The 26,052-nt window shown below is 63.0% G+C and carries 21 protein-coding genes; 12 read left to right on the top strand and 9 right to left on the bottom strand.

Going from position 1 to position 26,052, the window contains the following annotated elements:
- Nucleotides 1–4: 4 nt before the first annotated feature.
- A complete protein-coding gene (locus QME24_RS01885; RefSeq protein WP_054903978.1) occupies nucleotides 5–1,198 on the top strand; it encodes an MFS transporter in 1,194 nt (397 codons plus the stop codon).
- On the opposite strand, the gene QME24_RS01880 is transcribed toward QME24_RS01885, so the two are convergent.
- Nucleotides 1,169–2,206 carry a dienelactone hydrolase gene (locus tag QME24_RS01880; protein ID WP_054903977.1) on the bottom strand — a complete coding sequence of 346 codons (1,038 nt, stop codon included), beginning with the start codon at nucleotides 2,204–2,206 and terminating at the stop codon, nucleotides 1,169–1,171. The two genes, QME24_RS01885 and QME24_RS01880, sit on opposite strands and share 30 nt — an antisense overlap.
- A 201-nt stretch (nucleotides 2,207–2,407) precedes the next feature.
- Between QME24_RS01880 and yghU the strand changes: the two genes are divergently transcribed.
- The 6 genes from yghU to QME24_RS01850 all read left to right on the top strand — a co-directional run bounded on the left by yghU (nucleotide 2,408) and on the right by QME24_RS01850 (nucleotide 9,368).
- Nucleotides 2,408–3,250 (top strand): glutathione-dependent disulfide-bond oxidoreductase, encoded by an 843-nt coding sequence (gene yghU / locus QME24_RS01875; RefSeq protein ID WP_235767764.1) that lies wholly within the window; start codon nucleotides 2,408–2,410, stop codon nucleotides 3,248–3,250.
- Nucleotides 3,251–3,435: 185 nt separating this feature from the next.
- On the top strand, nucleotides 3,436–5,139 hold the full coding sequence (locus tag QME24_RS01870; protein WP_161892565.1) for an amidase: 1,704 nt from the start codon (nucleotides 3,436–3,438) through the stop codon (nucleotides 5,137–5,139).
- An 87-nt stretch (nucleotides 5,140–5,226) separates the two neighbouring features.
- Nucleotides 5,227–5,901, top strand: a complete 675-nt coding sequence (locus QME24_RS01865) for a PAS domain-containing protein (protein WP_029885775.1) — start codon at nucleotides 5,227–5,229, stop codon at nucleotides 5,899–5,901.
- Nucleotides 5,898–6,815 (top strand): pyridoxal-phosphate dependent enzyme, encoded by a 918-nt coding sequence (locus tag QME24_RS01860; protein WP_054903975.1) that lies wholly within the window; start codon nucleotides 5,898–5,900, stop codon nucleotides 6,813–6,815. Before QME24_RS01865 ends, QME24_RS01860 begins: the two co-directional genes overlap by 4 nt.
- A 177-nt stretch (nucleotides 6,816–6,992) precedes the next feature.
- Nucleotides 6,993–8,090 carry a carboxynorspermidine decarboxylase gene (locus QME24_RS01855; RefSeq protein WP_192440170.1) on the top strand — a complete coding sequence of 366 codons (1,098 nt, stop codon included), beginning with the start codon at nucleotides 6,993–6,995 and terminating at the stop codon, nucleotides 8,088–8,090.
- A gap of 33 nt (nucleotides 8,091–8,123) precedes the next feature.
- A complete protein-coding gene (locus QME24_RS01850; RefSeq protein ID WP_054903974.1) occupies nucleotides 8,124–9,368 on the top strand; it encodes a saccharopine dehydrogenase family protein in 1,245 nt (414 codons plus the stop codon).
- Nucleotides 9,369–9,429: 61 nt separating this feature from the next.
- Here the strand turns inward: QME24_RS01850 and QME24_RS01845 are convergent, their stop codons facing one another.
- Nucleotides 9,430–10,293: a type 1 glutamine amidotransferase domain-containing protein gene (locus QME24_RS01845; protein WP_054903973.1), complete on the bottom strand. Its 864-nt coding sequence runs from the start codon at nucleotides 10,291–10,293 to the stop codon at nucleotides 9,430–9,432.
- Between the two features lie 152 nt (nucleotides 10,294–10,445).
- Here QME24_RS01845 and QME24_RS01840 point away from each other — a divergent pair, with 152 nt between their 5' ends.
- From QME24_RS01840 to QME24_RS01830, 3 genes are all read left to right on the top strand, one after another.
- Entirely contained in the window at nucleotides 10,446–11,366 is a 921-nt protein-coding gene (locus QME24_RS01840; RefSeq protein ID WP_280091322.1) for a LysR family transcriptional regulator, read from the top strand.
- A gap of 100 nt (nucleotides 11,367–11,466) precedes the next feature.
- Nucleotides 11,467–12,687 carry a putative DNA modification/repair radical SAM protein gene (locus tag QME24_RS01835; RefSeq protein WP_054903971.1) on the top strand — a complete coding sequence of 407 codons (1,221 nt, stop codon included), beginning with the start codon at nucleotides 11,467–11,469 and terminating at the stop codon, nucleotides 12,685–12,687.
- Nucleotides 12,678–13,520, top strand: a complete 843-nt coding sequence (locus QME24_RS01830; protein WP_280091321.1) for a TIGR03915 family putative DNA repair protein — start codon at nucleotides 12,678–12,680, stop codon at nucleotides 13,518–13,520. Before QME24_RS01835 ends, QME24_RS01830 begins: the two co-directional genes overlap by 10 nt.
- Before the next feature lie 33 nt (nucleotides 13,521–13,553).
- On the opposite strand, the gene QME24_RS01825 is transcribed toward QME24_RS01830, so the two are convergent.
- From QME24_RS01825 to QME24_RS01800, 6 genes are all read right to left on the bottom strand, one after another.
- Nucleotides 13,554–13,811 (bottom strand): PAAR domain-containing protein, encoded by a 258-nt coding sequence (locus tag QME24_RS01825; RefSeq protein ID WP_009686597.1) that lies wholly within the window; start codon nucleotides 13,809–13,811, stop codon nucleotides 13,554–13,556.
- On the bottom strand, nucleotides 13,808–14,620 hold the full coding sequence (locus QME24_RS01820; RefSeq protein ID WP_341791103.1) for a DUF6708 domain-containing protein: 813 nt from the start codon (nucleotides 14,618–14,620) through the stop codon (nucleotides 13,808–13,810). Before QME24_RS01820 ends, QME24_RS01825 begins: the two co-directional genes overlap by 4 nt.
- Complete coding sequence (locus QME24_RS01815; protein WP_280091320.1) at nucleotides 14,617–17,835, bottom strand: T6SS effector BTH_I2691 family protein; 3,219 nt, start codon at nucleotides 17,833–17,835, stop codon at nucleotides 14,617–14,619. The genes QME24_RS01820 and QME24_RS01815 overlap by 4 nt, the downstream gene beginning before the upstream one ends.
- A complete protein-coding gene (locus QME24_RS01810) occupies nucleotides 17,832–18,755 on the bottom strand; it encodes a hypothetical protein (protein WP_232892129.1) in 924 nt (307 codons plus the stop codon). The genes QME24_RS01815 and QME24_RS01810 overlap by 4 nt, the downstream gene beginning before the upstream one ends.
- The gene (tssI, locus tag QME24_RS01805; RefSeq protein ID WP_280091319.1) at nucleotides 18,755–20,827 is read right to left on the bottom strand and encodes a type VI secretion system tip protein TssI/VgrG; all 2,073 of its coding nucleotides are present in this window, start codon (nucleotides 20,825–20,827) and stop codon (nucleotides 18,755–18,757) included. The genes QME24_RS01810 and tssI overlap by 1 nt, the downstream gene beginning before the upstream one ends.
- A gap of 323 nt (nucleotides 20,828–21,150) precedes the next feature.
- The gene (locus tag QME24_RS01800; RefSeq protein ID WP_232892131.1) at nucleotides 21,151–22,776 is read right to left on the bottom strand and encodes a methyl-accepting chemotaxis protein; all 1,626 of its coding nucleotides are present in this window, start codon (nucleotides 22,774–22,776) and stop codon (nucleotides 21,151–21,153) included.
- 359 nt (nucleotides 22,777–23,135) lie between these two features.
- Between QME24_RS01800 and QME24_RS01795 the strand changes: the two genes are divergently transcribed.
- Nucleotides 23,136–24,380 (top strand): DUF1835 domain-containing protein, encoded by a 1,245-nt coding sequence (locus QME24_RS01795; RefSeq protein ID WP_280091318.1) that lies wholly within the window; start codon nucleotides 23,136–23,138, stop codon nucleotides 24,378–24,380.
- Nucleotides 24,381–24,415: 35 nt separating this feature from the next.
- Here the strand turns inward: QME24_RS01795 and QME24_RS01790 are convergent, their stop codons facing one another.
- On the bottom strand, nucleotides 24,416–25,549 hold the full coding sequence (locus QME24_RS01790; protein WP_232892133.1) for an alanine--glyoxylate aminotransferase family protein: 1,134 nt from the start codon (nucleotides 25,547–25,549) through the stop codon (nucleotides 24,416–24,418).
- A 154-nt stretch (nucleotides 25,550–25,703) separates the two neighbouring features.
- On the opposite strand from QME24_RS01790, the gene QME24_RS01785 reads away from it, so the two are divergent.
- Entirely contained in the window at nucleotides 25,704–26,051 is a 348-nt protein-coding gene (locus QME24_RS01785) for a metalloregulator ArsR/SmtB family transcription factor (protein WP_280091317.1), read from the top strand.
- The last annotated feature ends 1 nt before the right edge of the window (nucleotide 26,052 follow it).

Raw genomic sequence — 26,052 nt, 5'->3', positions numbered from 1 at the left:
GCCCATGACCGCGCAACAACCTGCTCCCCCCAGTGATAGCTTGCACATAACCCTGCAAATCCTGTCGATCGTCTTCTACACCTTCATTGCCTTCCTCTGCATCGGCCTGCCGATTGCGGTACTGCCCAGCCATGTGCACGATCAGCTGGGCTTCGGCGCCGTGATAGCGGGCGTGACCATCGCCTTGCAATACCTGGCCACCCTGCTCAGCCGGCCATTAGCCGGCAGGGTGGCCGATACCCTGGGCGGCAAGCGGGCAATACGCTATGGCCTGCTGGGTATCGCCGGCTGCGGTGTGCTGACCCTGCTGTCCGCCTGGGCGCTGAACCTGCCAATCCTCAGCCTGGGCCTACTGCTTGCCGGGCGCCTGCTGCTGGGCATAGCCCAAGGGTTGATCGGCGTGGCGACCCTGAGCTGGGGAATCAGCCAGGTCGGCCCTGAACACACCGCCCGGGTCATTTCATGGAACGGCATCGCCTCTTACGGTGCCATCGCCATCGGCGCGCCGGTGGGTGTGCTGGCCGTGGACGGGCTGGGCTTCAGCGTGCTGGGCCCGGCGCTGCTGGGGTTGGCAGCCATTGCCCTGCTGGTGCTGCGCAAACGCCCCGACGTGGCGGTGACGCGCGGCGAGCGCCTGCCCTTCTGGTCGGCGTTCGGCCGGGTGGCGCCGTGTGGTGTTGGCCTGACCCTGGCTTCCATCGGGTACGGCACCCTGACCACCTTTGTCACCCTGTATTACCTTGAGCGTGGCTGGGCCGGAGCAGCCTGGTGCCTGAGCGCGTTTGGCGTGTGCTTCATCATCTCCCGGCTGCTGTTCGTCAACGCGGTCAACCGCTTTGGTGGCTACAACGTCGCGGTCGCCTGCATGGCCACCGAAGTGCTCGGCCTTGGCCTGCTGTGGCTGGCGCCCTCACCACCGTGGGCGTTGCTGGGTGCCGGGCTGACCGGCTTTGGGCTGTCGCTGGTGTACCCGGCACTGGGGGTCGAAGCCATCAGGCAGGTACCCAGCAGCAGCCGGGGTGCCGGGCTGAGCGCCTACGCGGTGTTCTTCGACATGGCCCTGGCCCTCGCCGGGCCGGTAATGGGGGCGGTTGCCGCGCACCTGGGCTATGCCTCGATCTTCTGCGTGGCCGCCCTGCTGGCATTGGCCGGCGTTGGGCTGACGCTGCTACTGGCGCGGCGTGGCCGTGGCCGCTGAGCGCTCGGCCAATTGCGGCGCCCCCAGCGCCTCGCTGAAGAACGCTGCGGTTTCACGTTGCAGTGAGTGGTGGATATGCCGACGGTCAACGCCTTCGGCATCCTTGCACAGCACCGGCATGCGCTGGTATTGCTCGGCATCGCAACGGGCCATGAACACAAAATGCCCGGCACCGGCCAACAGCCGGTAATCCGGTGTGACTGGCAGCTTGCGGGCCAGCGCTGCGGCGTTGCGGTCCACGGCCACCAACTGGTCGCTGTCGCCGCTGTAGATCAATGCCGGCACCTGCACCCCGGCCAGGGCATGCCGCCCGAACAGCAGGCTGAGCGGCGCCATCAACATCACCGCGCCGACACGCGGGTCGGCCTTGGGGCCAAGCTCACTGCGGTCGGCTATCAATATGCCGTGGGTCTTGCAGGCGTCGGCGTCGTTCGGGCGTTCCAAGCAGTACTGGCGCAAGCGCTCCAGGTCCGGATGCGCGCCAGACAAGATCAACGCCGTTTCACCACCCGCCGAGTAGCCGATCACACCCACCTTGCCGTCCGTCAGGTACGGGCCCACCACGCCGTCTGCGCGGGCCGCAGTGATCGCGGCGCTGAGCTGCAACGGCCGGCCATACAGATTGCTCAGGGTGCCCAGGCGGCTGTGGTCGCGGGTGTTGTCCCCGGGGTGGACCACCGCCACCACCACGAACCCTGCGCGCGCCAACGCCGTAGCCAGATAATGCAACGCCAGCGGGCTGCCGGTATTGCCGTGCGACAGCACCAACAGCGGGAAGCGCCCCATGGCGATGGGGGCCTCTTCGGCCACGTCGAGCGGGTAGCCATCGATACGGCTACTGCGGGCCGGGCCCAGCGCTGGGTAGAACGCCAGCGCCTGCATGGGCCGGTTATCGACCGGGTCGGTCAGGGTCATGTGATGCAGCCCTGCTGCCCATTGCGCAGCCTCGGCATGGGCCAGCAGGCAGGCGCACAGCGCCAGCGCCAACACGCAACGGGGGAGATTCATCAGCCAGCGGCTCCTTGCGTGGCAATGCGATAACCCAGCATAGGCCTGGCCCCGCAGGCGCCGCATGAAAACTGGATGAAACCAGCGTTATGCCAGGCCTGCACGCGCACCCTGCATTTGCACCTGGCGGCGAACCCGTGGCATAGATGACGGTCAACGGTTTTATCTGACCGCTTCAGCGCCCTTGAAGGAGTTTCATGCATGAGCAAACCTACCTACGTGCCACCCAAGGTCTGGCGCCCTGACGCTGCATCCGGGGGCCAGTTCGCCAGCATCAACCGCCCTGTCGCCGGCCCTACCCACGACAAGGACCTGCCCAAGGGCAAGCAACCGCTGCAGCTGTATTCGCTGGCCACACCCAACGGCGTGAAGGTCACCATTGCCCTGGAAGAGCTGCTTGAACTCGGCCACGCTGGCGCGGAATACGATGCCTGGCTGATCCGCATCGGCGAAGGCGACCAGTTTTCCAGCGGCTTCGTCAAGGTCAACCCCAACTCCAAGATCCCCGCACTGCTCGACTGCAGCCAGGAACCACCGGTGCGAGTCTTCGAGTCCGGCTCGATCCTGTTGTACCTGGCAGAAAAGTTCGGCGCCCTGCTGCCGACAGCGCCTGCTGCCCGCACCGAGTGCCTGAACTGGCTGTTCTGGCAGATGGGAGCGGCGCCCTACCTGGGTGGCGGCTTCGGTCATTTCTATGTGTACGCGCCGGAGAAGTTCGAGTACGCCATCAACCGCTTCACCATGGAAGCCAAGCGTCAGCTCGATGTGCTTGACCGGCGCCTGGCCGAAAGCCGCTACCTGGGCGGTGAGGCATACAGCATCGCCGATATTGCCGTATGGCCCTGGTACGGCCAGTTGGTACTGGGCAACCTGTACGGCGCAGCAGAGTTCCTGGCGGTGCACGAGTACCCGAACGTACAGCGCTGGGCCCAAGAGATTGCCCAGCGCAAGGCAGTGCAACGCGGCACCCGGGTGAACCGCACCTGGGGCGACGAAGCCAGCCAGGTGCCTGAACGGCATTCGGCTGCGGATCTGGACAACTGATACAACGCACGCCGAAGGTGGCCCTGTGGTGATACAGGGCCGCCGCTGCCAATGCCCGCCGCGTACTCGGGCATGACAATGCCCACCTGCACAAAACCGTTTGCCCCTGCGCAAACCTGCGTCCGCGTAGCCCTTCTTGTACACTCCCCGCAATAGCCCCCACCTGTACATTGTTTGGTGAACGCATGATCGAGGTAACCGAGGTTTCCATTGCCGAGCTGCGCGACGCGCTCGAATCGGGCCGCACGACGGCGGTCGAGCTGGTCAAGGCCTACCTGGCCCGCATTGATGCCTACGACGGCGCCGACACGGCCACCGCCCTGAACGCCGTAGTGGTGCGCAACCCGCAGGCGCTGCAAGAAGCCGAGGCCTCCGATGCCCGCCGCGCCAAAGGCCAGCTGCTGAGCCCGCTGGACGGCATTCCCTACACTGCCAAGGACAGCTACCTGGTCAAAGGCCTGACTGCGGCATCGGGCAGCCCGGCCTTCAAAGACCTGGTGGCCCAGCGCGACGCTTTCACCATCGAGCGCCTGCGCGCCGCCGGGGCCATATGCCTGGGCAAGACCAACATGCCGCCCATGGCCAACGGGGGCATGCAGCGCGGTGTGTATGGCCGCGCCGAAAGCCCGTACAACGCCCATTACCTGACCGCGCCGTTCGCCTCGGGCTCGTCCAACGGCGCCGGCACGGCTACCGCCGCCAGTTTCAGCGCCTTCGGCCTGGCCGAAGAAACCTGGTCCAGTGGCCGCGGCCCCGCCTCGAACAATGGCCTGTGCGCCTACACGCCCTCGCGTGGGGTGATTTCGGTGCGCGGCAACTGGCCGCTGACCCCGACCATGGATGTGGTGGTGCCCTATGCGCGCACCATGGCCGACCTGCTGGAAGTACTCGACGTGGTGGTCGCCGATGACCCCGACAAGCGTGGCGACCTGTGGCGCCTGCAGCCCTGGGTGCCGATCCCCGCGGCCTCGGCGGTGCGCCCGGCGTCGTACCTGGACCTGGCCGCCGATGCCGGCGCCCTCAAGGGCAAACGCTTCGGCGTGCCGCGCATGTACATCAATGCCGACGACGCAGCCGGCACTTCGCAAAAGCCCGGTATCGGGGGCCCTACCGGCCAGCGCATCCACACCCGCGCGAGCGTTATCGCCCTGTGGCAACAGGCCCGTCAGGCCCTGGAAGCGGCCGGCGCGCAAGTGGAGGAAGTCGATTTCCCGCTGGTGTCCAACTGCGAAGGGGACCGCCCCGGCGCACCCACGGTGTACAACCGCGGCATCGTCAGCAAGGAATTCCTGCACGACGAGTTGTGGGAGCTGTCGGGCTGGGGCTTCGATGATTTCCTGCGCGCCAATGGCGACCCCAAGCTCAACCGTCTGGCGGATGTCGATGGGCCTCAGATTTTCCCGCACGACCCGGGCACCCTGCCCAACCGCGAAGACGACCTTGCAGCCGGCATGGACGAATACGTCAACATGGCCAAGCGTGGCCTGAAAACCTGGGACCAGATCGAGACCCTGCCCGATGGGCTGCGCGGCCTGGAGCGGACCCGCAAGCTGGACCTGGAAGACTGGATGGACGCCCAAGGCCTGGACGCCGTGCTGTTCCCCACCGTGGCCGATGTCGGCCCGGCCGATGCCGACGTCAACCCGGTATCGGCGGACATCGCCTGGAGCAACGGCGTATGGGTGGCCAATGGCAACCTGGCGATCCGCCACCTTGGCGTACCGACCGTGACCGTACCGATGGGCGTCATGGCCGACATCGGCATGCCGGTGGGCCTGACCTTCGCCGGGCGGGCCTACAGCGACAATGCCCTGCTGACCTTTGCGGCCGCCTTTGAAGCGACCGGTTCGCGCCGCATCGTGCCGCCGCGCACCCCCGCCCTGGGTTGAGCCCCCCACGGCAACGACCTTCAGGCAACCGTCGCTAAAATCAACGATTCGTGTAAATATACACAAATCGTTGATTTTTTCGGCTCGTTGCCCATGACACCCACTGCCGAGCGCCAGCTCACCCTCACCGTGCTCAAGGCCGCCATCCAGGCCTTGGGCAGCGTTGCCGCGCGCAACATGGAAATCCTCCTGCACGACCTCGACCACCCCGAGCACTCGGTGGTGGCTATCGTCAATGGCCACCTTTCCGGTCGCAGTATCGGCAGCCCGATCCTTGCCGCCCCGGAACAGGACCAGGGTTTCAAGGCCCTGATGCAGGCCTCGGCCGACCAGCAGGGTTGTGAGCCGGTGGTGCTGCCCGACTACCCCACTACCCTCAAGGGCCGCACGCTGCGCAGCGCCACCGCGATATTCCGCGACAGCAGCGGGCACCCGTTTGCCAGCCTGTGCGTGAACACCGATGTCACCGGCCTGGACGCGGCCATGCAGTTCCTCCAGCACTTCCAGCCCCTGGGCGCTACGCCAACCGCCACCGAGCCTGCCGACATGGCGCTGCTGATGAGCGAGATCATCCAGGGCGCACTGCAGCGCAACGGCCAAGGGCGAATGAACAAGCAGGCCAAGCTCGAAGCTGTGCGCGTGATGCAGGAGCGTGGCCTGTTCATCGTCAAGGGCGGCGTCGAGAAGGCCGCCAGCGCGCTCGGCGTGACCCGCTACACCATCTACAACTACCTCGAACAACTGCGCGGAGCCAGCCTATGACCTTGCACATCCCTACGCCCCTGATCGAATCACGCCCGCTGTCGCTGGCTGCCGGGCGCAACATCTGGCTCAAGCTTGACGCCCTGCAGCCTTGTGGCTCGTTCAAGCTGCGCGGGGTGGGCCACGCCTGCGAGGTTCACTACGCGCGGGGTGCCAGGCACCTGGTGTCGTCCTCGGGGGGCAATGCCGGCCTGGCGGTAGCCTACGCCGGGCGCAAACTGGGGGTGCCGGTGACCGTGGTGGTGCCCGAGACCACCACCGAACGGGCCAAGGAACTGCTGCGCCTGGAAAATGCCAAGGTACTGGTACACGGCAGCTCGTGGCAGGAAGCCAACGAACTGGCACTGACCCTGATAGGCGCTGGCGATGCCTTCATTCACCCCTTCGACGACCCGCTGCTGTGGGCCGGGCATGCCAGCCTGGTCGACGAAGTGGTTGCGGCCGGCTTCAAGCCCGATGCGGTCGTGCTGTCGGTGGGGGGTGGCGGGCTGCTCAGCGGCGTGGTCGAAGGGCTGCAACGCAATGGCTGGGCGGACGTGCCGGTGCTGGCCGTGGAGACGACCGGCGCTGCCTCGCTGCACGCGGCCATGCAAGCCGGGCACACCGTGGCGTTGCCGCGCATTGCCTCGATCGCCGGCTCGCTGGGTGCCAAGCGGGTGGCCGAACAGGCGCTGGCCTGTACGCATCGGCAACCGGTACACAGCCACCTGGTCAGCGACCGTGCCGCGCTGCAGGCTTGCGAGCGCTTTCTGCAAGACCATCGGCTACTGGTGGAGCCCGCCTGTGGCGCCGCGTTGGCGCTGGCCTATGACGCCAGCGCCATGGCGCGTTACCCGAACGTGCTGGTGGTGGTATGCGGGGGTGCTACCGCCACTTTGGAACAGATACAGGCGTGGTTGCGACAGGTCGACTGATACGGGCTGTCATCAGTCTGTTTCCTTTGCCGTGTATCACTGAACCCGACCCTGCCGGCGACTCTGCCCGGCAGTGGCAGCCACGCAAAGGAAAAATGCCCTGCGCCCTTTCGATCTGCGGCAAGGGAAGGCACAATGCATGTCCTTTTTTTGGCCGGCCTGGCCGGGGGCCTTTAAATGATCAAGACGCCGTACTACCTCATCGATAAAACCAAGCTGCTCAGCAACATGGAGAAGATCGCCTACGTGCGCGAGCACTCCGGTGCCAAGGCACTGCTCGCCCTCAAGTGCTTTGCCACCTGGTCGGTATTCGACCTGATGCAGCAGTACATGGACGGCACCACCTCGTCTTCCCTGTTCGAGCTCAAGCTCGGCCGCCAGAAGTTTGCCGGCGAGACCCACGCCTACAGCGTGGCCTGGGCCGACGACGAGGTCGAGGAAATGCTCGATAACTGCGACAAGATCATCTTCAACTCGATCGGCCAGTTGCAACGCTTTGCCGACCAGTCCGAAGGCAAGGTGCGTGGCCTGCGCGTCAACCCGCAGGTCAGCAGCTCCGACTACCTGCTGGCCGACCCGGCCCGGCCGTTCAGCCGCCTGGGCGAATGGGACCCGGCCAAGATCGAGCAGGTGATCGGCCAGATCTCTGGCTTCATGTTCCACAACAACTGCGAGAACGGTGACTTCGGCCTGTTCGACAAGATGCTCACGCACATCGAAGAACGCTTCGGCCACCTGCTGCACCAGGTCGAGTGGGTCAGCCTGGGCGGCGGCATCCACTTCACCGGTGAAGACTACGCAGTAGACGCCTTCTGCGCGCGCCTCAAGGCCTTCGCGCAAACCTACGGGGTGCAGGTGTACCTGGAGCCTGGCGAAGCCGCCATCACCAACAGCGCCTCGCTGGAGGTGACCGTGCTCGACACCTTGTACAACGGCAAGCACCTGGCCGTGGTCGACAGCTCGATCGAAGCGCACCTGCTCGACCTGCTGATCTACCGCCTGAACGCCAAGATGGCCCCCAATGACGGCGAGCACACCTACATGGTCTGCGGCAAATCGTGCCTGGCCGGTGACATCTTCGGTGAGTACCAGTTCGACCGCCCATTGGCAATTGGCGATCGCCTGTCGTTCGTAGACACGGCCGGTTACACCATGGTCAAGAAAAACTGGTTCAACGGTTTGAAAATGCCGTCCATCGCGGTCAAGCAACTCGACGGCAGCGTCGAGGTCGTCCGTGAGTTCGGTTTTGAAGACTACGTTTCCAGCCTGTCGTAAGGCAGGCTTCCCAAGTAAGGAGCAACAGGTAAATTGAAGAAGAACGTTCTTATCATTGGTGCAGGAGGTGTCGCCAAGGTGGTGGCCCACAAGTGCGCGCAGCATAACGACGAACTGGGTCGTATCGCTATCGCGTCACGGAACATCTCCAAATGCCAGGCCATCATCGACAGCGTCAAGGCCAAGGGTAGCCTCAAGGTTCCCGCCGACATCCAGGCCTTCTCGCTCAATGCCCTCGATGTCGAGGCGACCAAGGCGCTGATCCGCGAGACCGAGTCGCAGATCGTGATCAACGTCGGTTCCGCCTTCCTCAACATGTCGGTGCTGCGTGCCTGCATCGATACCGGTGTCGCCTACCTGGACACCGCCATCCACGAAGAGCCGGGCAAGATCTGCGAGACCCCGCCGTGGTACGGCAACTACGAGTGGAAACACCTCGAAGAGTGCCAACAAAAGAACATTACCGCCATTCTCGGGGTCGGCTTTGACCCGGGTGTGGTCAACAGCTACGCAAAACTTGCGCAGCAACAGTATTTCGACAGCATTGATTCGATCGACATTCTCGACGTCAATGCCGGCTCGCATGGCAAGTACTTCGCCACCAACTTCGACCCGGAAATCAACTTCCGCGAGTTCACCGGGCAAGTGTGGAGCTGGCAGAACAGCCAGTGGACCAGCAACACCATGTTCGAAGTCAAGCGTACCGACGACCTGCCGGTGGTCGGCTCGCAAAACCTCTACCTCACCGGCCATGACGAAGTTCACTCGATTTCGAAGAACCTCAACGTGCCGAACGTACGCTTCTGGATGAGCTTCGGCGAGCACTACATCAATGTGTTCACGGTGCTGAAAAACCTTGGCCTGCTCAGCGAGCAGCCGGTGAAAACGGCCGAAGGCCTGGAAGTGGTGCCGCTGAAAGTGGTCAAGGCCGTGCTGCCAGACCCGGCCTCGCTGGCCCCGGGCTACACCGGCAAGACCTGCATCGGCGACCTGGTCAAAGGCACCAAGAACGGTCAACCGCGGGAAGTGTTCATCTACAACGTGGCCGACCACGAAGAGGCCTACGCCGAAACCGACAGCCAGGGCATCTCCTACACCGCAGGCGTACCGCCAGTGGCTGCCGCCCTGCTGGTTGCCCGTGGCGAGTGGGATGCCAAACGCATGGTCAACGTCGAGGAGCTGCCAGCCGAGCCGTTCCTCAAGGCGCTGGACGTGATGGGCCTGCCGACCCGCGTCAAGGATGAAAAAGGTGATCGTCCTTGGGACGCTGAAGCCTAAGCGGTAAACAAGAAGGGGCGCCACTGTGGCGCCCCTTCTGCTTTGGCTGGCCGCTTACGCTTCAGTTGGCCTCGGCCGTGAGCTTCGCGCGCTCACCGAGTTTTTTCAGCAACGCCTTGGCCAGGGCCTTGTCCGAGAACGGGTTCTGCCCGGTAATCAACTCGCGATCCACCACCACATTCGGTTGCCAGGGCTTGGCATAACCCATGTCGCCGCCGGCCATCGCCATCGCGTTCGCCGGGTAGAACAACAAGCGCTGGCCGTTGAGCGAACGCTCGAACACCTGCTCCTCCGGGTCAGAGAAGATAGTCATCTTGTAGCCCTGGTACACCCAGTCTTTGGCTGCCGCCCGCTCGCCACGCGCCAGTGCGGCCTGGTAGCCAACCGGGTCTTGCTGCGCCGACAGCAAAGCGATTGGGCCGTGGCAGATAGCCGCAGTGGGTTTGCCTGCCTGGTGGAAATGCCGCAACAAGGCGCCGACATCCGGGTTGTTGGCCAAGTCGATCAAAGGCGCGTGGCCGCCGGGGATGAACAGCCCGGCATAGCGGTCGAGGTCGCCAGCCAGCACTTCTTTCACCGACAGGGTATCGCCGATGTCTGGCAGCCCCTGCACCACCTTTTCAATCCGGCGCATCTCTGTGGCATCACCGGCGAAATACTGCGGGTCGACCGAGCGTGGGTCCACACGCGGGGCATTACCCTTGGGTGTCACCAGCACCAGGCGGTAGTCAGCCTTGAGCAATTGGTCGGCGGGCACACCGAACTCATTGAGGTAATAGCCGGTGGCGTAGTGTTCGCCGTTCTGCAACGGCAGCTGGTGTTCACTGGACAGCAACACCAGTACCTCGCCCTTGGGCGCCGATTGGGCACCACCGGCAAGCAAAGCGCCGGTGACTGCCAGCGCCAGTGTGGTCGGCTTCTTCATGCGTTAACTCCTGATCAGGCAAGCGCCTGCAATACCAAAGTGGCGGAGCGCAGGGTGTAATTGGCAGCTCCGGGTCAGTCATCACTGGGGGAATGCTACCGCTGCGGCTATGATTCGATAATTCTAAAGTGATCATGGCTGCCATTCGGAATATGAATATCGCCAACAAGGACTTGAACCTGCTCTATCTGTTCCATGTGCTTTACCAGGAGCGCAGCGCCACACTCGCCGCCCAACGCATGGCGCTTAGCCAGCCCGCACTCAGCCACAAGCTCGGCAAACTGCGTGATCAGCTCGGCGACCCCCTGTTCGTGCGTGCGCCCAGGGGGCTTACCCCCACACCACGGGCCCATAAGCTGGCGCCGGAGGTAGAACGCCTGGTAGCGGGCCTGGAAGGCTTCTATGAACGCTGCGAGGGGCAAGACTTTCTCTCCCGCCCTGCCCGCGTACACCTGTACAGCACCGATTATGTGGAGCAGACACTGCTGCCCAGGCTGTTACCAATACTGCGCAGCCAAGCGCCCAACCTGACGCTGATCACACACAACACCCGCGGCATGCTACCCCGTGAAGCGCTGGAAAAAGGCACCTGTGACCTGGCTGTCGCCGGCTTCTACACCGACTTGCCCGATACCTTCCACCAGCAGCGGCTGCTCAGGGAGCAGTTCGTAGTCCTTGCCTCGCGCAGCCATCCGGGCCTGGCCAGCGGCTTGGACTCGGACTTGGACTTGGACACATTTCTGGCCAGCGACCATCTGCTCACCACCCTGACCGGTGACCTTGATGGGCTGGTTGATCGCGCCCTGCACAGCCAGGGCAAGCAACGCCGGGTGGTGGCAGGCCTGTCCAGCTTCATCGCACCCATGCGCTTGCTGCGGGGTACCGACCTGCTTCTGACCTGCCTGCGCTCGCTGGCCCTCGAAGCTATCGACCGTGACCAGGACCTGCGCATGTTCCCGCTACCGCTGGAACTGCCGCCCGTGGAGGTGATGCAGATCTGGCATGCGCGTACCCATGCCGACCCCTTGCGGCGCTGGCTTCGCCAGCAGCTGTGGGCCGTGGCCCAGCAATAGGGATGTTTCCGACGAAAGTAGTCGGGTATGGCGAACAACTTCTTGCAATCCGGAAGATCTCAAAATACTGTATGAATATTCAGTACAGCGAGACGCCCCCATGCAACTCATCGCCAAACTCGGTATTTTGGCCGACGCTGCCAAGTACGACGCTTCCTGCGCCAGCAGCGGCGCGCCCAAGCGCAATTCGCGCGGTGGCGATGGCCTGGGTGCTACCAACGGCATGGGTATTTGTCACAGCTATACGCCCGACGGCCGCTGCGTGTCGCTGCTGAAGGTGCTGCTGACCAATTTTTGCCTGTACGACTGCCAGTACTGTGTCAACCGCCGCTCCAGCAACGTGCCTCGGGCACGTTTCAGCCCGGAAGAGGTGGTGCGCCTGACCTTGGATTTCTATCGGCGCAACTGCATCAGCGGCCTGTTCCTCAGCTCTGGCATCATCCGTTCGGCGGACTACACCATGGAGCAGCTGATTCGCGTGGCCCGGCTGTTGCGCGAAGAACACAACTTCCGCGGCTACATCCACCTGAAGACCATCCCCGACGCCGACCCGCTGCTGATCGAAGAAGCCGGGCGCCTGGCCGACCGGCTCAGCGTCAACATCGAGCTGCCGACCGACGACAGCCTCAAGCGCCTGGCACCCGAAAAGCAGGCACACACCATTCGCCAGGCCATGGGCGTCATTCACCAGGGCCAGCTAGCCATAGCCAATGAGCCCAGGGCACCGCGCTTTACCCCGGCGGGGCAAAGTACCCAGGTCATCGTCGGTGCCGACAGCACCGATGACAGCACCTTGTTGCGCAATGCCGAATCGCTTTACCAGGGTTACGGCCTCAAGCGGGTGTACTACTCCGCGTTCAGCCCGATCCCCGACAGCCCAGGTAGCGTGCCGTTGGCCGCACCCCCACTGTTGCGCGAGCACCGCCTGTACCAGGCTGACTTCCTGCTCCGGGGCTATGGCTACAAGGCGGGTGAACTGTTGGGCCAGCACGGTAACCTGGCACTGGACATCGACCCCAAGCTGGCCTGGGCGCTGGCCAACCGCGAGGTATTCCCCTTGGACGTGAACCGCGCCGAGCCGGCACTGCTGGCACGCATCCCCGGCATAGGCCTGCGCAGCGTGCAGCGCCTGGTGGCCTTGCGCCGGGAACGGCGTATCCGCTATGACGACCTGATTCAGCTGCGCTGCGTGCTGGACAAGGCGCGCCCGTTCATCGTCACCAGCGATTACCGCCCGGCACAGGCCGAACTGCGCAGCGGCTTGCTGCGTGCACGCCTGCGCGAACCGCAGGCACCGGTGCAAATGGGGTTGTGGGGGTGATTGCGCTCGACTGCGACGACCTGTTCGCCACATGGCGTGAACAGGCGCGGGTGTTACTGGGGCATGGCATCGACCCTTCGGAAATCACCTGGAACCAGGGCCCCATGTCGGATTTGCTGGCTGTACCCGCAGCGCTGCCTACCGGCCCTGGCCCCTTCCGGGCCAAAGTCCCGGCCCAATTGTTGGCTCAGTTGGAACTGGCCTCTCGCTACCGTGGCGAGCAACGCTGGAACCTGCTGTACGAAGTGCTGTGGCGTGTCGCCCACGGCGACCGCACCGCAATGCTGGCGGGGGACCGCCTGGGCAGTGAGTTGCAACGGCGCATCAAGCAGGTAACGCGCGAAGCCCATCATTTGCATGCCTTTGTCCGCTTCGTGCCGCTGCCCGAAGTGGTGGCTGGGCAATTGCAACTGGACCTGGTGGCTTACCACGAGCCGGCACATGACGTTCTGCAGAGCGCCAGTGCGCACTTCGCCGACCGCCTGGGCAAGTTGCGCTGGCTGATCGCTACGCCTCAGGATGGCATTCGCTTCGACGGTGCCGGGTTCGACTATCAACGGCGCTGCCCGGCGCAATGGCGGCAGTGGGCGCGCAGTGCCGAAGACCCAGGGGCCGAGCTGTGGCGTACCTATTACCGCCATACGTTCAACCCTGCCCGCCTCAACCCTGATGCCCTGCGCCTGCACATGCCGGGGCGGTTCTGGAGGCACTTGCCGGAAGGCATGCTGATACCCCAGCTCGAGGGCCTGGCACGCCAAGGCAAGCAGCGGGACGGCCAGGCGCTGGAAGTGGCTGCGCAGGCCGGCAAAAAGATCAGCAAGACTGGGCGGTGATGCACGCCAGCCATACCGTGCGCGCAAATCGCCTCACTCCAGCAACCAGCCTGCATCGCCTTCGTCCAGCACGCCGCCATGATCAGTCCTGTCCCCCTTGCGCGCGACAGCAGCCCCCTCGATCAGGAAGTGCTCGGCCCCGCTTTCGATTACCGCACCGCAGGTAGTCCGGTCCCCCACCCTGGCCACTGCGCTGCCGTTGAATGTATACCCAGCACTCCCGCTCTCGACCTGGTTAGCGCCATGCAATGGGCAGAGATGTCGATGACCAACAAGCACAACAGGTTTCATCGCGCTTCGCCTGCGTGCGGTGCGGTACGTGATTCGCGATCAATCGCCACTGGCCAGTAAACCTTCGGCGCCAGGCAGTGCATGTGGCTCAGACCATCATCATCATTCCAGTCGCGGGCGGGGTGTACGAACTTCGGGAGGGCCTGGGGGCCTTGCTGCATGAACAGTCTGGCGATGGCCCAGTAGGCCTCGCCGTGGTAGAGGTCGTGGCTGAAAAACACGCGGTCAATGACTTCGTTGGTTTCCGGGTTACGGACCGACAGCATGACGTTTTCGATCAGACCGCCGTGGCCGGGGGCATAGATTCGGTAAACCTCGGCGGTAACGTCATCCCAGTTGTAGGCAACGGGTTTGACGCCCCAATGCTTTCGGCTGCAAACAAAGAATCGATTGAACCTGTATTGGTAAAGATAAATTCTTCGGCGCAGTCTATTGAAACGAATGGGCTCGTCTCTTGGAAGCACAAAATCAAGCTTGATGTAGGGCGATAGCACCCACGCCACGAGTAGCGGTGTAAGCAAGATAACAATATTCGTTATCCAGTCCCCCTGCCAATTGTCGAAAACCAGCCAATACGTGAACAACGTCATCCCACCACCCGCAATAAGAGCGGCAGAGCCTATCAGCGCACCTAGCCCCCGCGGACGAACAGTAGCCCTTGGCAACTCCAAATAGACATCATCGTAATAATTGGGCGGAGGGTTAATTTTTTGTGGTTCATGCTTGAACGTTGGCCTTTCTTCGATACCGGGTAAATCATGACTCCAACCCAATTGCCGATATGCTAATGGTCTGTGCTTGACGCTCATGCATTCTCCGCCTGCACCCGACTTTCGAGGCGTGCGCTTGAAATATTTTTATCTGGCCAATACGCAACCGTCAGTGTGGCCGATTTAATGGTGTGCGCACCAGCGGTCGGCATTAGCGCTATCACACCAGTCAATTCTAATGACGGCGCGCTTTCTAGATGCGCATGCACACTTTCCATCAATGAAACATCGGGGCGATAGTCCGGAAAACGTGGAGCGACGAAATTTGAAAACTTGTTTGTTTGGGTGAGAAACTCCGGGCAATCAGAATTACGGCTGCCGGATGCTACCAACTCTCCACTATCGCAGTCAGGAAACTCGCCATCACCTGCGCGATGTACTAGTAACGCCCAATCGTACCCTGAATTGACCTCGTCATACCGGGGCAAGCTAATTTGAAATTTTATTTTTTGCTCAACAACCAAGCCGGCCACCCCACCGACTTTGCGCATTGCGATATCGCTGGCCAGAACCGAGTCGAAATTCAGTCCAATTTGAAGTCCAAGAGTTGCAGCATTAAGCTCCGCAATGGCTATATCTGCCCACACCACCGAATCCCAACGAACGTTAGGAATTTCGCCACCCTTGCCAAACAAACTACGACTGAGCCATAACTCAAGAGGGTTGAGCTCGTTGTTTTCCGCCATCCTTCTATAAGTGTAAGCGGAGAGTGTCAGTACTATTGCAACGCCCAAAGGCCCTGCAATCAAAGGTGACGCGACCGCCAGTGCAAACGCTGCAGAACCACCCAGATAAAGCACGCCTGATACAGCGTATTGTTTGCTCGACAAAATGCTACCCGACTTGACGGCGCGTTTTGATGCGGCAAACGCTTGGGCAACGTCAAACACCCCAGCCACTGAACTTATCAATGCGCCTAAACTTATGAGGAAACCTCCTACAACGGCGGCTCCCCTCGCCCAGGGCGCTTGCAGATGACGAATGCTCGTTCGCAGAACAAGCCCCACCAATTCTATTTGCCCCCCAAGCACACCCAGTTGCGAACCCTGCAGCGCCAATTTGGCTTCGTAAGCCTTGGGCCCAATCTCTGCCTCGGCCTTTTCTTGATTCCTGGTCAGGCTGTCATACTGCAAATACAACCCACCGATCCCGAGTAGCACCTCCCAACTGCCAGCAACCCCGCGCAGGCCTGAGAAACCGCCACGCACCAGCTGGCTGGCCTGGTGCGCAGTTATCTTCATCCCGTCAAGCAACTTGCGGGCATTGCTGTCGAGGGTACCTGCCGCGACCGAGATATCCACCATGGCCGCGTGCGCCGCACTGCTCGCCTGAGTCAGCTTGATGCTGGCCGCTTCGACTAACCGGCCATGCACTTGCGCAGCCGTGCCTTCGACCCAGACCGTGACACTGATCACGGTGTTGGTCAGACGAGGGTCGAGCAGCGCAAGGCTCATCAACCCGTGCTGCAGGATCGGCCGGACCTTGCGCATCGCCTTGAGCGAACCAACTTCAAAGTCATCGACACTGCGATACATACCGTCTCTCGCCTCAGCGAGGGTGGCATGTGCGCGGTGCTGCAACTGGCGTAAGTGCGCACTCTGCAAGGCGTAGTACTCGCCTAGCTTCATCTTCACTTCAAGCTCGATCAGTTGCACCCCGTTGTAAAGAAACTGGATTGCGCTGTTCAGGTGCCGAACAGCGTTGTGAATGCCTGGCCCGAGGCTAGGCGCCAGGCGTTGACTGGCGGCATTCACCGCGCTCTGCGTTTCGGCGATGGCCTGCTTCAAGCTATTTCGCATGCGTAAACCGGCATCGTCGCTGGCGATGACCTTGCTCAACATGCCGAAGAGCTTGTCGCTGTCGTTCCAGTTGATTTCCTGGTCACCTGAAAAACTGGGGAACAGCGCGGCCAGCAAAGCGTTGTCACGCATCAGCAGCGCGCGGTAGGGAGGGCTGTCGGGGTTTTGTAGCCATACCTGCCACAGCCGTTCGCTGGTACCGGCTGGGGGCTGGCGGGGTTCAAGGCTGGCCACCACGGCCTCTGTGACACCACCGCCCAAGCACAGCCCCATGGTCTTGGTATAGGCCACACCGGACTCGCGATCACGGCCGTCATAGTCGTGGCGCTCGGCCACCTTGAACATCGGGGTATCGAATAATGCAACATAGGCCTGCGCGTCCTGGTCGATGTAGCGCTGGAACTCGGCATCCTGCGCCTCGTACTCAGCTTGGAAAGCAGCCCGCTGCGGCTCGTGGTAGCGCTCTTCTAGACGGGCATCACTTTCCAGCTGCGCACGCTCGACCAAACGCTGTCGCTCGACTGCCGGGTCCACGAAAATTGGTGGCCCGTCGCCGGTCACCGGCTGCAGCGACGGCACCCCTTGTGCCGCCCACTCCCGGTGCGTGGCGCGGATCACCTGTACTATCTGCGACGTCTGCAACTGGTACGCGCGTTGTGGGTCCTCACGCCAGACCTGGCGCTTCACTACCCAGCTCAGCCGCTGGTGGTTATATTCCTGGATGAGACCTACGGTGTCGTCCAGCACCAGCGCCAACACACCGCTTGCCAACTGGTGGCGGTCCGATGCATTGACCACGTAACCACGCAGGGCAAACCTGCGCAGCCAACGACTGTGGAAACCATGCACGCTGTCGAACGGTGCGCACGCCTGCTGGCTGTACTCGAACACCTGGTTGTCAACTTGCAACTGGTCGGCCGTCATCGCCAGGCCCAGCAATTGCGGATGGGTACGCGCCTGGGTCAGATCAATCCCTACGAAGCGGTGCCTTGGTGCCACGCCTTGCTTGTAGGCGTTCAGCACGCTCACCGGCCAGGCATCACTGGAAAAGGCCAGCCAGGCACTGTTGTATTTGTCGGTGTCGATCGTGACGAAGGCCGCCGGAATATCGTGGTTTTCCTGCGCACATTTTTCCGGCAGTGGCCCAGGTGGGCCAGCTGGGGGCGCATAGGGGTCAAAGCGTCGCAGATGGCCCTGTGCGCTGACGGCGTAGGCTTGCCAGACCTGCTGGTCAAGCAAGACATACAGGTAGCCCATGCGTAACGTGCGCAGGCCAGGCTTGGCGCAGATGTGCAAATGCCCCGCCACGGTAGTGACGCACTCCGGTCGGGTATCCGGGACCAGCGCACGGCGCAGGGGCAGAATGGGCAGCCCCTGGCGCTGACAAGCCATGCAGTGGTCATGCGGCAGCCCGGCTTCAGCGACAGCCAGGGCGATTCGTTGACTGATGGTCATGCAAGGCGCTCCGCTTCCGGCAGGAGTTGGATCAGGTGCCGCCATTGCGCCTCGGAGTAGCAGGCAAGCAACGGCGCTAGCGCGCGCTGCTCTTGGCAGGCTACATCTATCAGGCCGCGCACGGCGGCAAGGGAGGTTAGCTGGGGATGAATGCACAGCTGGTGCAGGGCCAGCACCACGATATCTTCCGAGTCGGTCAAGCCCAATGCGCGTGCTTCCTGGATATGGTTGCCGGCTCGTACAGCCGCAAACGACGGTATCTGACACTGAAAGCTATTGTTCACGCCTGCTCGCAGAGCGCTCAAGCTCCGCAATACGCGCTCGACCAATGCTCCATCCGCTTGCATGCGCCAAGCAGACGCGGGCAGCAGACAGCGCTGCTCGCTCTGCCCCTTGAGGTTCAGCAACTGCCCACTGCTGTTGAGGAACAACCAGCGGCTGATGGGCCACCACGGCGCACGCTCCCCTTGCTTGAACGTTGCCGCAAGCAGCTCCAGGCGTATCGGCTCGTAGACCGGATAGAAGCTCAGTGCCTGGGCCCTGTCGGGTAACCGGCACAAGCGACTGAGGTGAGCTGCGATGTCGGCCGCTGGCTGTTCACTGAACACCCAGCCGCATAGGTAGCGCCTTGGCTGAAACAACCCACGCACGGCTGCCCGGGCGGTCAATTCCAATACTGCGCGGTTGGGCAGCGCCCCGGGCACAGCCAGGCATACCAGTACAGGATGCAGGTGCGGCACATGCGCCAGGTCGGGCCTGGGTACACGCATCAAAGCGCTCGCCCCCAATGCCTCGCGAAGCTGGGCGAGCAAGGCTGGATCGCCTTTGTCCTCGGGCGCGAGGGGGTCGACCAACACATAGCTGTACAGGGTGGGCGCATGCTGCTGTTCGATCACGTGGGTCAGTTCATCAGCCGTCATCAGAGCTTTCCCTCACAGGTGCTGGCAGCGTTCGGCGTCAATGTCAGCGATGTAGCGCTGCCTGCCCCCTGCGCAGTCGCCTGGGTTTGCCCCAACAGGTTCAGGGTCTGGCCGTTGAGAGTGATGCCGCGCCGGTCCAGCACGATGCAGCCACCTGGGGTTTTCAACTCTATTCGCTCACTGGCATGCAGCTGATACACGGTAGTGCGCTGCTGCATGCCGTTGCCGACTTCGACCCGTTGAGCACCTTTGACCACCAAGGCGCTGTCCTTGCCGACGAGAACCTGCTGACAGCCCAGGGTCGCTTCACTGCGGTTGTTACCGACCTGGTGCGTCAGGTCATGCTTGATTTCGACCTGGCAGTTCTGCCCGATGAACTGGTTGTGGTTGCCCCCGGTTTCCTGGCGATAATGGTTACCGATGCTAAGTTGCTGATCATTGCCCACCTGCTCCAGCCGATCGCGCCCGACACGCGTGGTCTCGTCGTTGCCGACCACCGTGTTGTAGTCGCGCTGGGCATGAATGAACACCTCCTCCCTGCCCAGTTCATCCTCGAAGCGCAGCTCATTGAAGCCATTGCCCTTGTGAGTCTGGCTCTTGATGGTCATGCGGGTTTTGTGCTCCGGCAGGTCATACGGCGGAAGCTGATCACCGCAGTAGGTACGCCCGATGATCAGCGGCTGGTCGGGGTCGGCATTGACGTACTGGATGATCACGTCCTGGCCAATACGCGGGATGGCCATCGAGCCCCAACTGCCGCCTGCCCAGCTTTGCGAAACCCGGACCCAGCAAGAGCTGAACTCATTGCCCTTGCTCTCCCGATCCCAGGGAAAACTGACCTTGACCCGGCCCCACTCGTCACAGTCGATCTCTTCGCCGGGCGGGCCGACCACGGTGGCCATGTGCGGGCCATCGATACGGGGTTTGGCCAGGGGGGCCGGGCGCCATTCGCGGGTGCCCGGCACCAGCATGGCACGCTGCACGTAGCGGGTGCCCTGGTCGGCGCTGCCTGCCTCTTCCTGCAGGCTGGTGAACTGCACGCCTTCATGGTGCACGCGGATCGGCCGCCAATGCACGTTCAGGTCTTCGCGCGGGTGCCCGACAAGCGTGAAACTCAGCCCTGGTTGCAGGCGTACATCATCGCCCTGCACCTCGGCAACATGCGCGTCGTGGCGCAGCGCCGCGAGGCGCGTGGCCGTGAACGGTACGCCGACCGCGTCCCGCTTGTAGCGCCCAGGGTAGTCGAAACGCTCGTAGGCCAGCGTTTGATGGGGGATGCTGCTGTCAGCGGCCCGATGCTCCTGGCGGTAGCGCGGGTGGGTGAAGGTGTAGTCCCGCTGCACCTGCCGGGTGCTGCGGACCTGCTCGCTGTAACGCAGGCGCCGCAGGCACGGCACGGCCTGATCACCACCGCTGTTGGCGTGATACAGCACGTGGTCGGGGTCGATATCACCCTCATCTACCGCTTGCAGGTCATCGGCCCGGACCGCGCCGCGGCTGATAGTGCCAAACGCCAGCAGCCGATCGGTAATGACCAGGCGGTGCTGTTGTGGCGTGTGCTCGAAGCGGTAGACAAAGCCTTCTTCGGCTGCTAGCCGGGCGATGAAGTCGAGGTCGGTTTCACCGGCCTGGACGCAGAACTCGCGAACCTGATGCTCGCCGAGGCTCTTGATTTCGAAGCGGTTGATGCCCTGGCGCTGCAACATCAGTTCAATAATCTGCGGCACAGTCTTGTGCTGGAAGATGCGCCAGTTCGAACGCAGCCTGGCGCGGGCCAGTTGCGGCTCTACCAACGCGTGGTAGTAGGTACGAAACCTGCCGGTCTCGCCTTGGCTGAAACTGCTGACCAGGCCGTGCACATGGCGCAGCGGCTGCTCGCCACGCCAGACCGTGAACAGCCCGGGCTTGTCGAGCAGCAGGCCGAAGTCGACATCCGCGTCGAAACTGATCAGTTCCAGGTGCAGTTGGAACGGCGCGCTGATGGCCTCTTCGAGTTCGAATGAAACCACTTCGAACTCAACCCGGCCGGCCAGGGCCTCAAAGCTGAACCGCAGATCGGACTGGCTAGGCATGCGGACTCCCGGCTACCACCTTAAGACAAGGCTGTCGAGCGACTGCAGCACTCCGGCGCTGCTCAGCGCTCAGGCGAAATCGGTAGCAACAGAAGGCCCCGCGGCCTTGAGGTGGGTGGTGCATGAAGAGGTCCTTGTCTTCCGGCAAACTGAAGACATGAACGCTAGCGGGGAACCGATTCTGCGAGAAGTCCAGCACTTCCCGGCGTAACGTAGGAAATGTCGGCTGAGTTTTCGATGACAGGCGCGCGCCGAGAGACCGAGCGCTGCGCGAGGGCCGCTCGATCTCTGCGAGGCTCGTAAATGTTCAGGGCCGAAGGCGTTCAAAGCTTGAACTGCCCGACCAAGGTCGTCATCTCCCCCACCAGGCCCGACAGTGCCTTGCTCGCAGCGCTGGTCTGATGCGCCCCGGCCGCCGAATGGTTGGACAGTTCACGGATGTTCAGCAGGTTGCGATCCACTTCGCGCGCAACCTGCGCCTGCTCTTCGGCGGCGCTGGCGATGACCAGGTTGCGTTCGTTGATTTCGCCAATCGCACTGTAGATACCCTCCAGCACCTGCCCCGAGGCCAGGGTGACGTCCAGGGTCGACTGCGCACGGTGGGTGCTGGCCTGCATCGACGCCACTGCCGCTTCGGTGCCGGCCTGTACGCGGCCGATCATCTGCTCGATTTCCTGGGTCGACTGTTGCGTGCGGTAGGCCAGCGTACGCACTTCATCGGCCACCACGGCAAAGCCGCGGCCCGCCTCCCCGGCACGCGCCGCTTCGATGGCGGCGTTCAGCGCCAGCAGGTTGGTTTGCTCGGAGACCGAGCGGATCACTTCCAGCACCTTGCCGATATCGCGCACCTGCCCCACCAACTGCTCCAGGTGGGTACTGCTGGTCTGGATCTCGCGGGTCATGGCCTCGGTGCCGTCGATATTGTCGCTGACCTGGCGGCGGCTTTGCGTGGCTAGCTGGTTGGACTCGCTGGTGGTCTGCGAGGTGCTGATCGCATTGCGTGCAACCTCCTCCACGGCGGTGGTCATTTCGGTCACGGCAGTGGCTGCCTGTTCCAGCTCCAAGCCTTGTTGGCGCAGGTTTTTGGCGCTTTGCTCGGTTACCGCGTCCAGCGCAGTGGCGGCTTCGTCCAGTTGCCGGGCACAGCGGCCGATCTGGCCCAGGGTGTCGCGCTGGCTTTGCTGCATACGCTGCAACTCGTGGAACAGCTGGCCGATCTCGTTACTGCCTTGTGCCTGCACTGGCATGCTCAGGTCGCCCCCGGCAATACGCTGAAAGTGCTGGCCGGCCTCACGCAGGGGGTGCAGCACGCGCTGCGCGATGAAGCCCCAGCACAGGGCTGCCAGGGCCAAGGTCAGCGCCAGCAGGCCGAGGCTGAGCAACTGCGCACGGGCCAGGCGGCGATCGGATTCGAGCATGATCTGCTGGCCACGCTGGCCCAATTCGCCAACCAGTTGCTGACGTAGCGCCTGCAACCGGCCCATGGCGTTACCGGCGTCGACGTTGACCTTGAAGTATTGCTCCAGCGAGCGCTGGCGGGTGGCCTCACGCTGCCCGGCCACCGCGGCGGCGTATTCGGCGAAGGTCGCCTGCAACTCGGTCGCCAAAGTGCGCAGGGCCGGCTCGCGGCTGTTTTCGACGAATTCGTCGACCAGCTTCTGGCTTTTTTCGTTCAACTCGAGCGACAGTGCCATGCGCTGGGCAGCACTGTCGTCGTGGCCGCCGAGTTGCTCGATGAAGCCCGACGACACGTTGGCGCTGGAACGGATGGCCATCAGCAAGGCATTGTTCAAGCGGTCCGACTGGTGCGCAGTCTGGTCCAGTTCGGTGATCTGCTGGTCACTGCCAACCGCCGCTCGCCAGGCACTGAGGGTGGAAAACAGCAGGGTCAGGCTGAACAGCGACAATACCCAGAACATTCCGGTGCGGATCTTCAAGTTGGCAAGCATGCGGGCAGTACTCCTGGTTGGCACCACTTCTGATCGATGATGCGACGGTGGGTGTGCTGCTATCGGAGCGGCGCGGCGCCGGCTTGAGGGGCTCAGGCATGCTTGTGGGCGGTAACCGCACAGATGTTGCCTGCATGCGGGGCCTCGCCAAGCAACCCGCGCGGTGCCTGGCAGCGCATGCGTTGGCGGGCTCGGCAGGGAAAGCCTGGGTTTGCCAGCCAAGCCGCGATGCGGTTAAAGTCGAGCCCTGGCGCTGGCTGCGCCTGCGGTCCGCGCAAAGGGGTTACCCGAGCCATGCGATAACCTGTTTCCATACCAGCTCCAGGCTTGTCGGCGGACCGAGCCTCAAAGGAGTTGGCATGCCCACCATCCATGCATCCCGCCACCATGGCCTGCTCGATCTTGCCGCTTTGCGCAAACGCGCCAAGCGTTTGCTCAACGCCCTGAAGCACCACCAGGCCGACGACGCCCGGGAACAGTTGCGCACCCTTGGCCTGCCTGGCCCCCATTATCGCCTTGCCGATACCCAATGGCTGGTGGCCCGCGAAGCCGGCTTCGCCAGCTGGCCCAAGCTCAAGGCGCATGCCGATGCCGTAGCGTTCGCCGCACGCCAGCCTGGCTTCGCTGCCGATGACGAAGCCGCCGTGCAGCATTGGCGCTGCGGTAACGATATTGCCCGCAGCTTGCGGGTTGCGGGGTTTGCCGGCGCTTTCCAGATGTTCGACGACCCCATGGTGATGGGGCCGGTGCCGGCCCTGCCAGAAGATCGGTACTGGCCGGTGCGCGGCGCGTTCATACAGCAAGCGTTCAACCTCAGCGCCGAGGCTGTCGCCCCGCGCCAGGCTGCACAGCAAGCCGCATTGGCCGGTTTGAACGGCGACAGTCAGCTGGTGCTGTGGTGCGAAGCCGACGCTTACGACCAGTTGTTCCTGATCCGCGTGCTCGCCAGCCTGCCCTGTTTGCCGCGACGCCTGGAGCTGATCGAAATCGACCAGGTCCCTGGCGTAGAGCGCTTCATCGGTATCGGCCAACTGGCCCCGGATCTGCTGGCCTGGCTATGGCCACAACGTCGCGCGCTGGGTGAGGATGCACTGACCTTGGCGCGCCAGGCCTGGGCTGCCTACACCGCCGCTGAACCCCAAGCCTGGGCCGCCCTCGCTGGCCGCCAGCACCGGCCTTTGCCGCTGTTGGGCCGGGCACTGGCGCGCCAGCTGCAAGAGCTGCCTGGCGCCAGCGACGGCTTGAGCCTGACCGAACGCCTGCTGCTGCGCGTTCTGGCATCGCATGGGGAGCTGCCAGCCGGACGCGTGTTTACCCAACTGATGCAGCAGGATGAGCCGCTCCCTTACCTGGGCGACATGATGTTCCATGCCCTCCTGCAGCCGTTGCTCCATACACCCCACCCGCTGCTGCGCGAAGGCCCGGGCGACGCCTGGGCCCATCGGCCATTACGGCTGACCGCACTCGCCGAACAGGTGCTGGCCGGCCAGCGCCACTGGCTCGACCAGCGCCCTGCTCAGCGTTGGGTAGGCGGGGTATGCATCGACCCGGCTGACAAGCCTTGGGTGGTTAGCGAGCAAGGCGAGGTCTGGCGACGACAATAGCGACGCGGCTTGGCTGCAAGGGTTGGCGGGAAGCCTTATTCCGCCAGCACCTCCTCCAGCGCCTGCTCCAGCGTGCTGACGGCGCGCTCGATATGCTGCAGTTTTTCCAGCCCGAACAGGCCAATGCGGAAAGTCTGGAAATCTGCCGGCTCATCGCACTGCAGCGGCACCCCAGCGGCGATCTGCAGCCCGTGGTCGGCAAATTTGCTGCCGTTCTTGATGGCGGCATCATCGGTGTAGCTCACCACTACACCCGGGGCCTGGAAACCGCTGGCGGCCACGCTCTTGATGCCTTTGCCGGTCAACAGGGCGCGCACCCGCTTGCCGAGGGCCTGTTGCTCGGCCCGCAGTGCGTCGAAGCCGTAGGCGCGCATCTCGTTCATCACGCCGTTGAACCTTGCCAGTGCATCGCTAGGCATGGTCGCGTGGTAGGCATGCCCGCCCTGCTCATAAGCCTGCATGATCTGCAGCCACTTTTTCAGGTCGCAGGCAAAACTGCTGCTCTGTGTCTGCTCGATGCGTTGCAGGGCCAGGGCACTGAACATCACCAAGGCGCAGCATGGGGAAGCACTCCAGCCCTTCTGCGGGGCGCTGAGCAGCAGGTCGACGGCGCATGTGTGCATATCGACCCACACCGCGCCGGAGGCGATGCAGTCCAGCACGAACAAGCCGCCCACTGCATGCACGGCCTCACCCACCGCGCGCAGGTAGTCGTCGGGCAGCATGATCCCGGATGACGTTTCGACATGCGGGGCAAAGACCACCTGCGGTTTGTGTGCCGCAATCGCCGCCAGCACTTCATCCAGCGGCGGTGGCGCATAGGCTGCCTGGCGCCCGGTTTCCACCGGCCTGGCTTTCAGCACCGTGGTAGCCGCCGGAATGTTGCCCATCTCGAGAATCTGGCTCCAGCGATAACTGAACCAGCCGTTGCGGATCACCAGGCACTGCTGGCCAGTGGCGAACTGCCGCGCCACTGCTTCCATGCCAAACGTGCCACTGCCCGGCACCACGGCCACGCCCTGGGCGTTGTACACCTGTTTCAAGGTGCCGGAGATGTTCTTCATCACGCCCTGAAATGCCTGTGACATATGGTTGAGGGAGCGGTCGGTGTACACCACCGAGTACTCGATCAAACCCTCGGGGTCGACACTGGGATAAAGCTTTGACATGGGCTGGCTCCTTTGGCAGAGACGTCATTGCCCTCGACCCTGCCTCAAGCCCCGGCAAATGACAAGGCGCGGCCGCGGCGGCAGCTCACAAATCCGCTTGGACAATACATATGGAAATACGTATATTCGGATTTCCATATGTAAAGACCCTGCCATGATTACCCCACCTGAAGTGTTCAAATGCCTGGCCGACGAAACCCGTGCCCGCGCCACCCTGCTGATCGCCAGGCTGGGTGAACTCTGCGTCTGCGAGTTGATGTGCGCGCTGAACGACAGCCAGCCGAAGATAAGCCGCCACCTGGCCCAGCTACGCAGCAGTGGCCTGTTGCTGGACCGACGCCAGGGGCAATGGGTGTATTACCGCCTCAACCCGGACCTGCCCACTTGGGTCAATGCGGTTCTGCTGGCGACGCTACAGGCCAACGAGCAATGGTTGGCACACAACACCCAACGCCTGCAGAACATGGATGGCCGCCCTGTCCGGGGCTCTGCCTGCTGCTGAT

Source organism: Pseudomonas sp. PARCl1 (assembly GCF_947311875.1).
Lineage (GTDB): Bacteria > Pseudomonadota > Gammaproteobacteria > Pseudomonadales > Pseudomonadaceae > Aquipseudomonas > Aquipseudomonas juntendi.
This window is presented reverse-complemented; position numbering and strand designations above follow the sequence as displayed.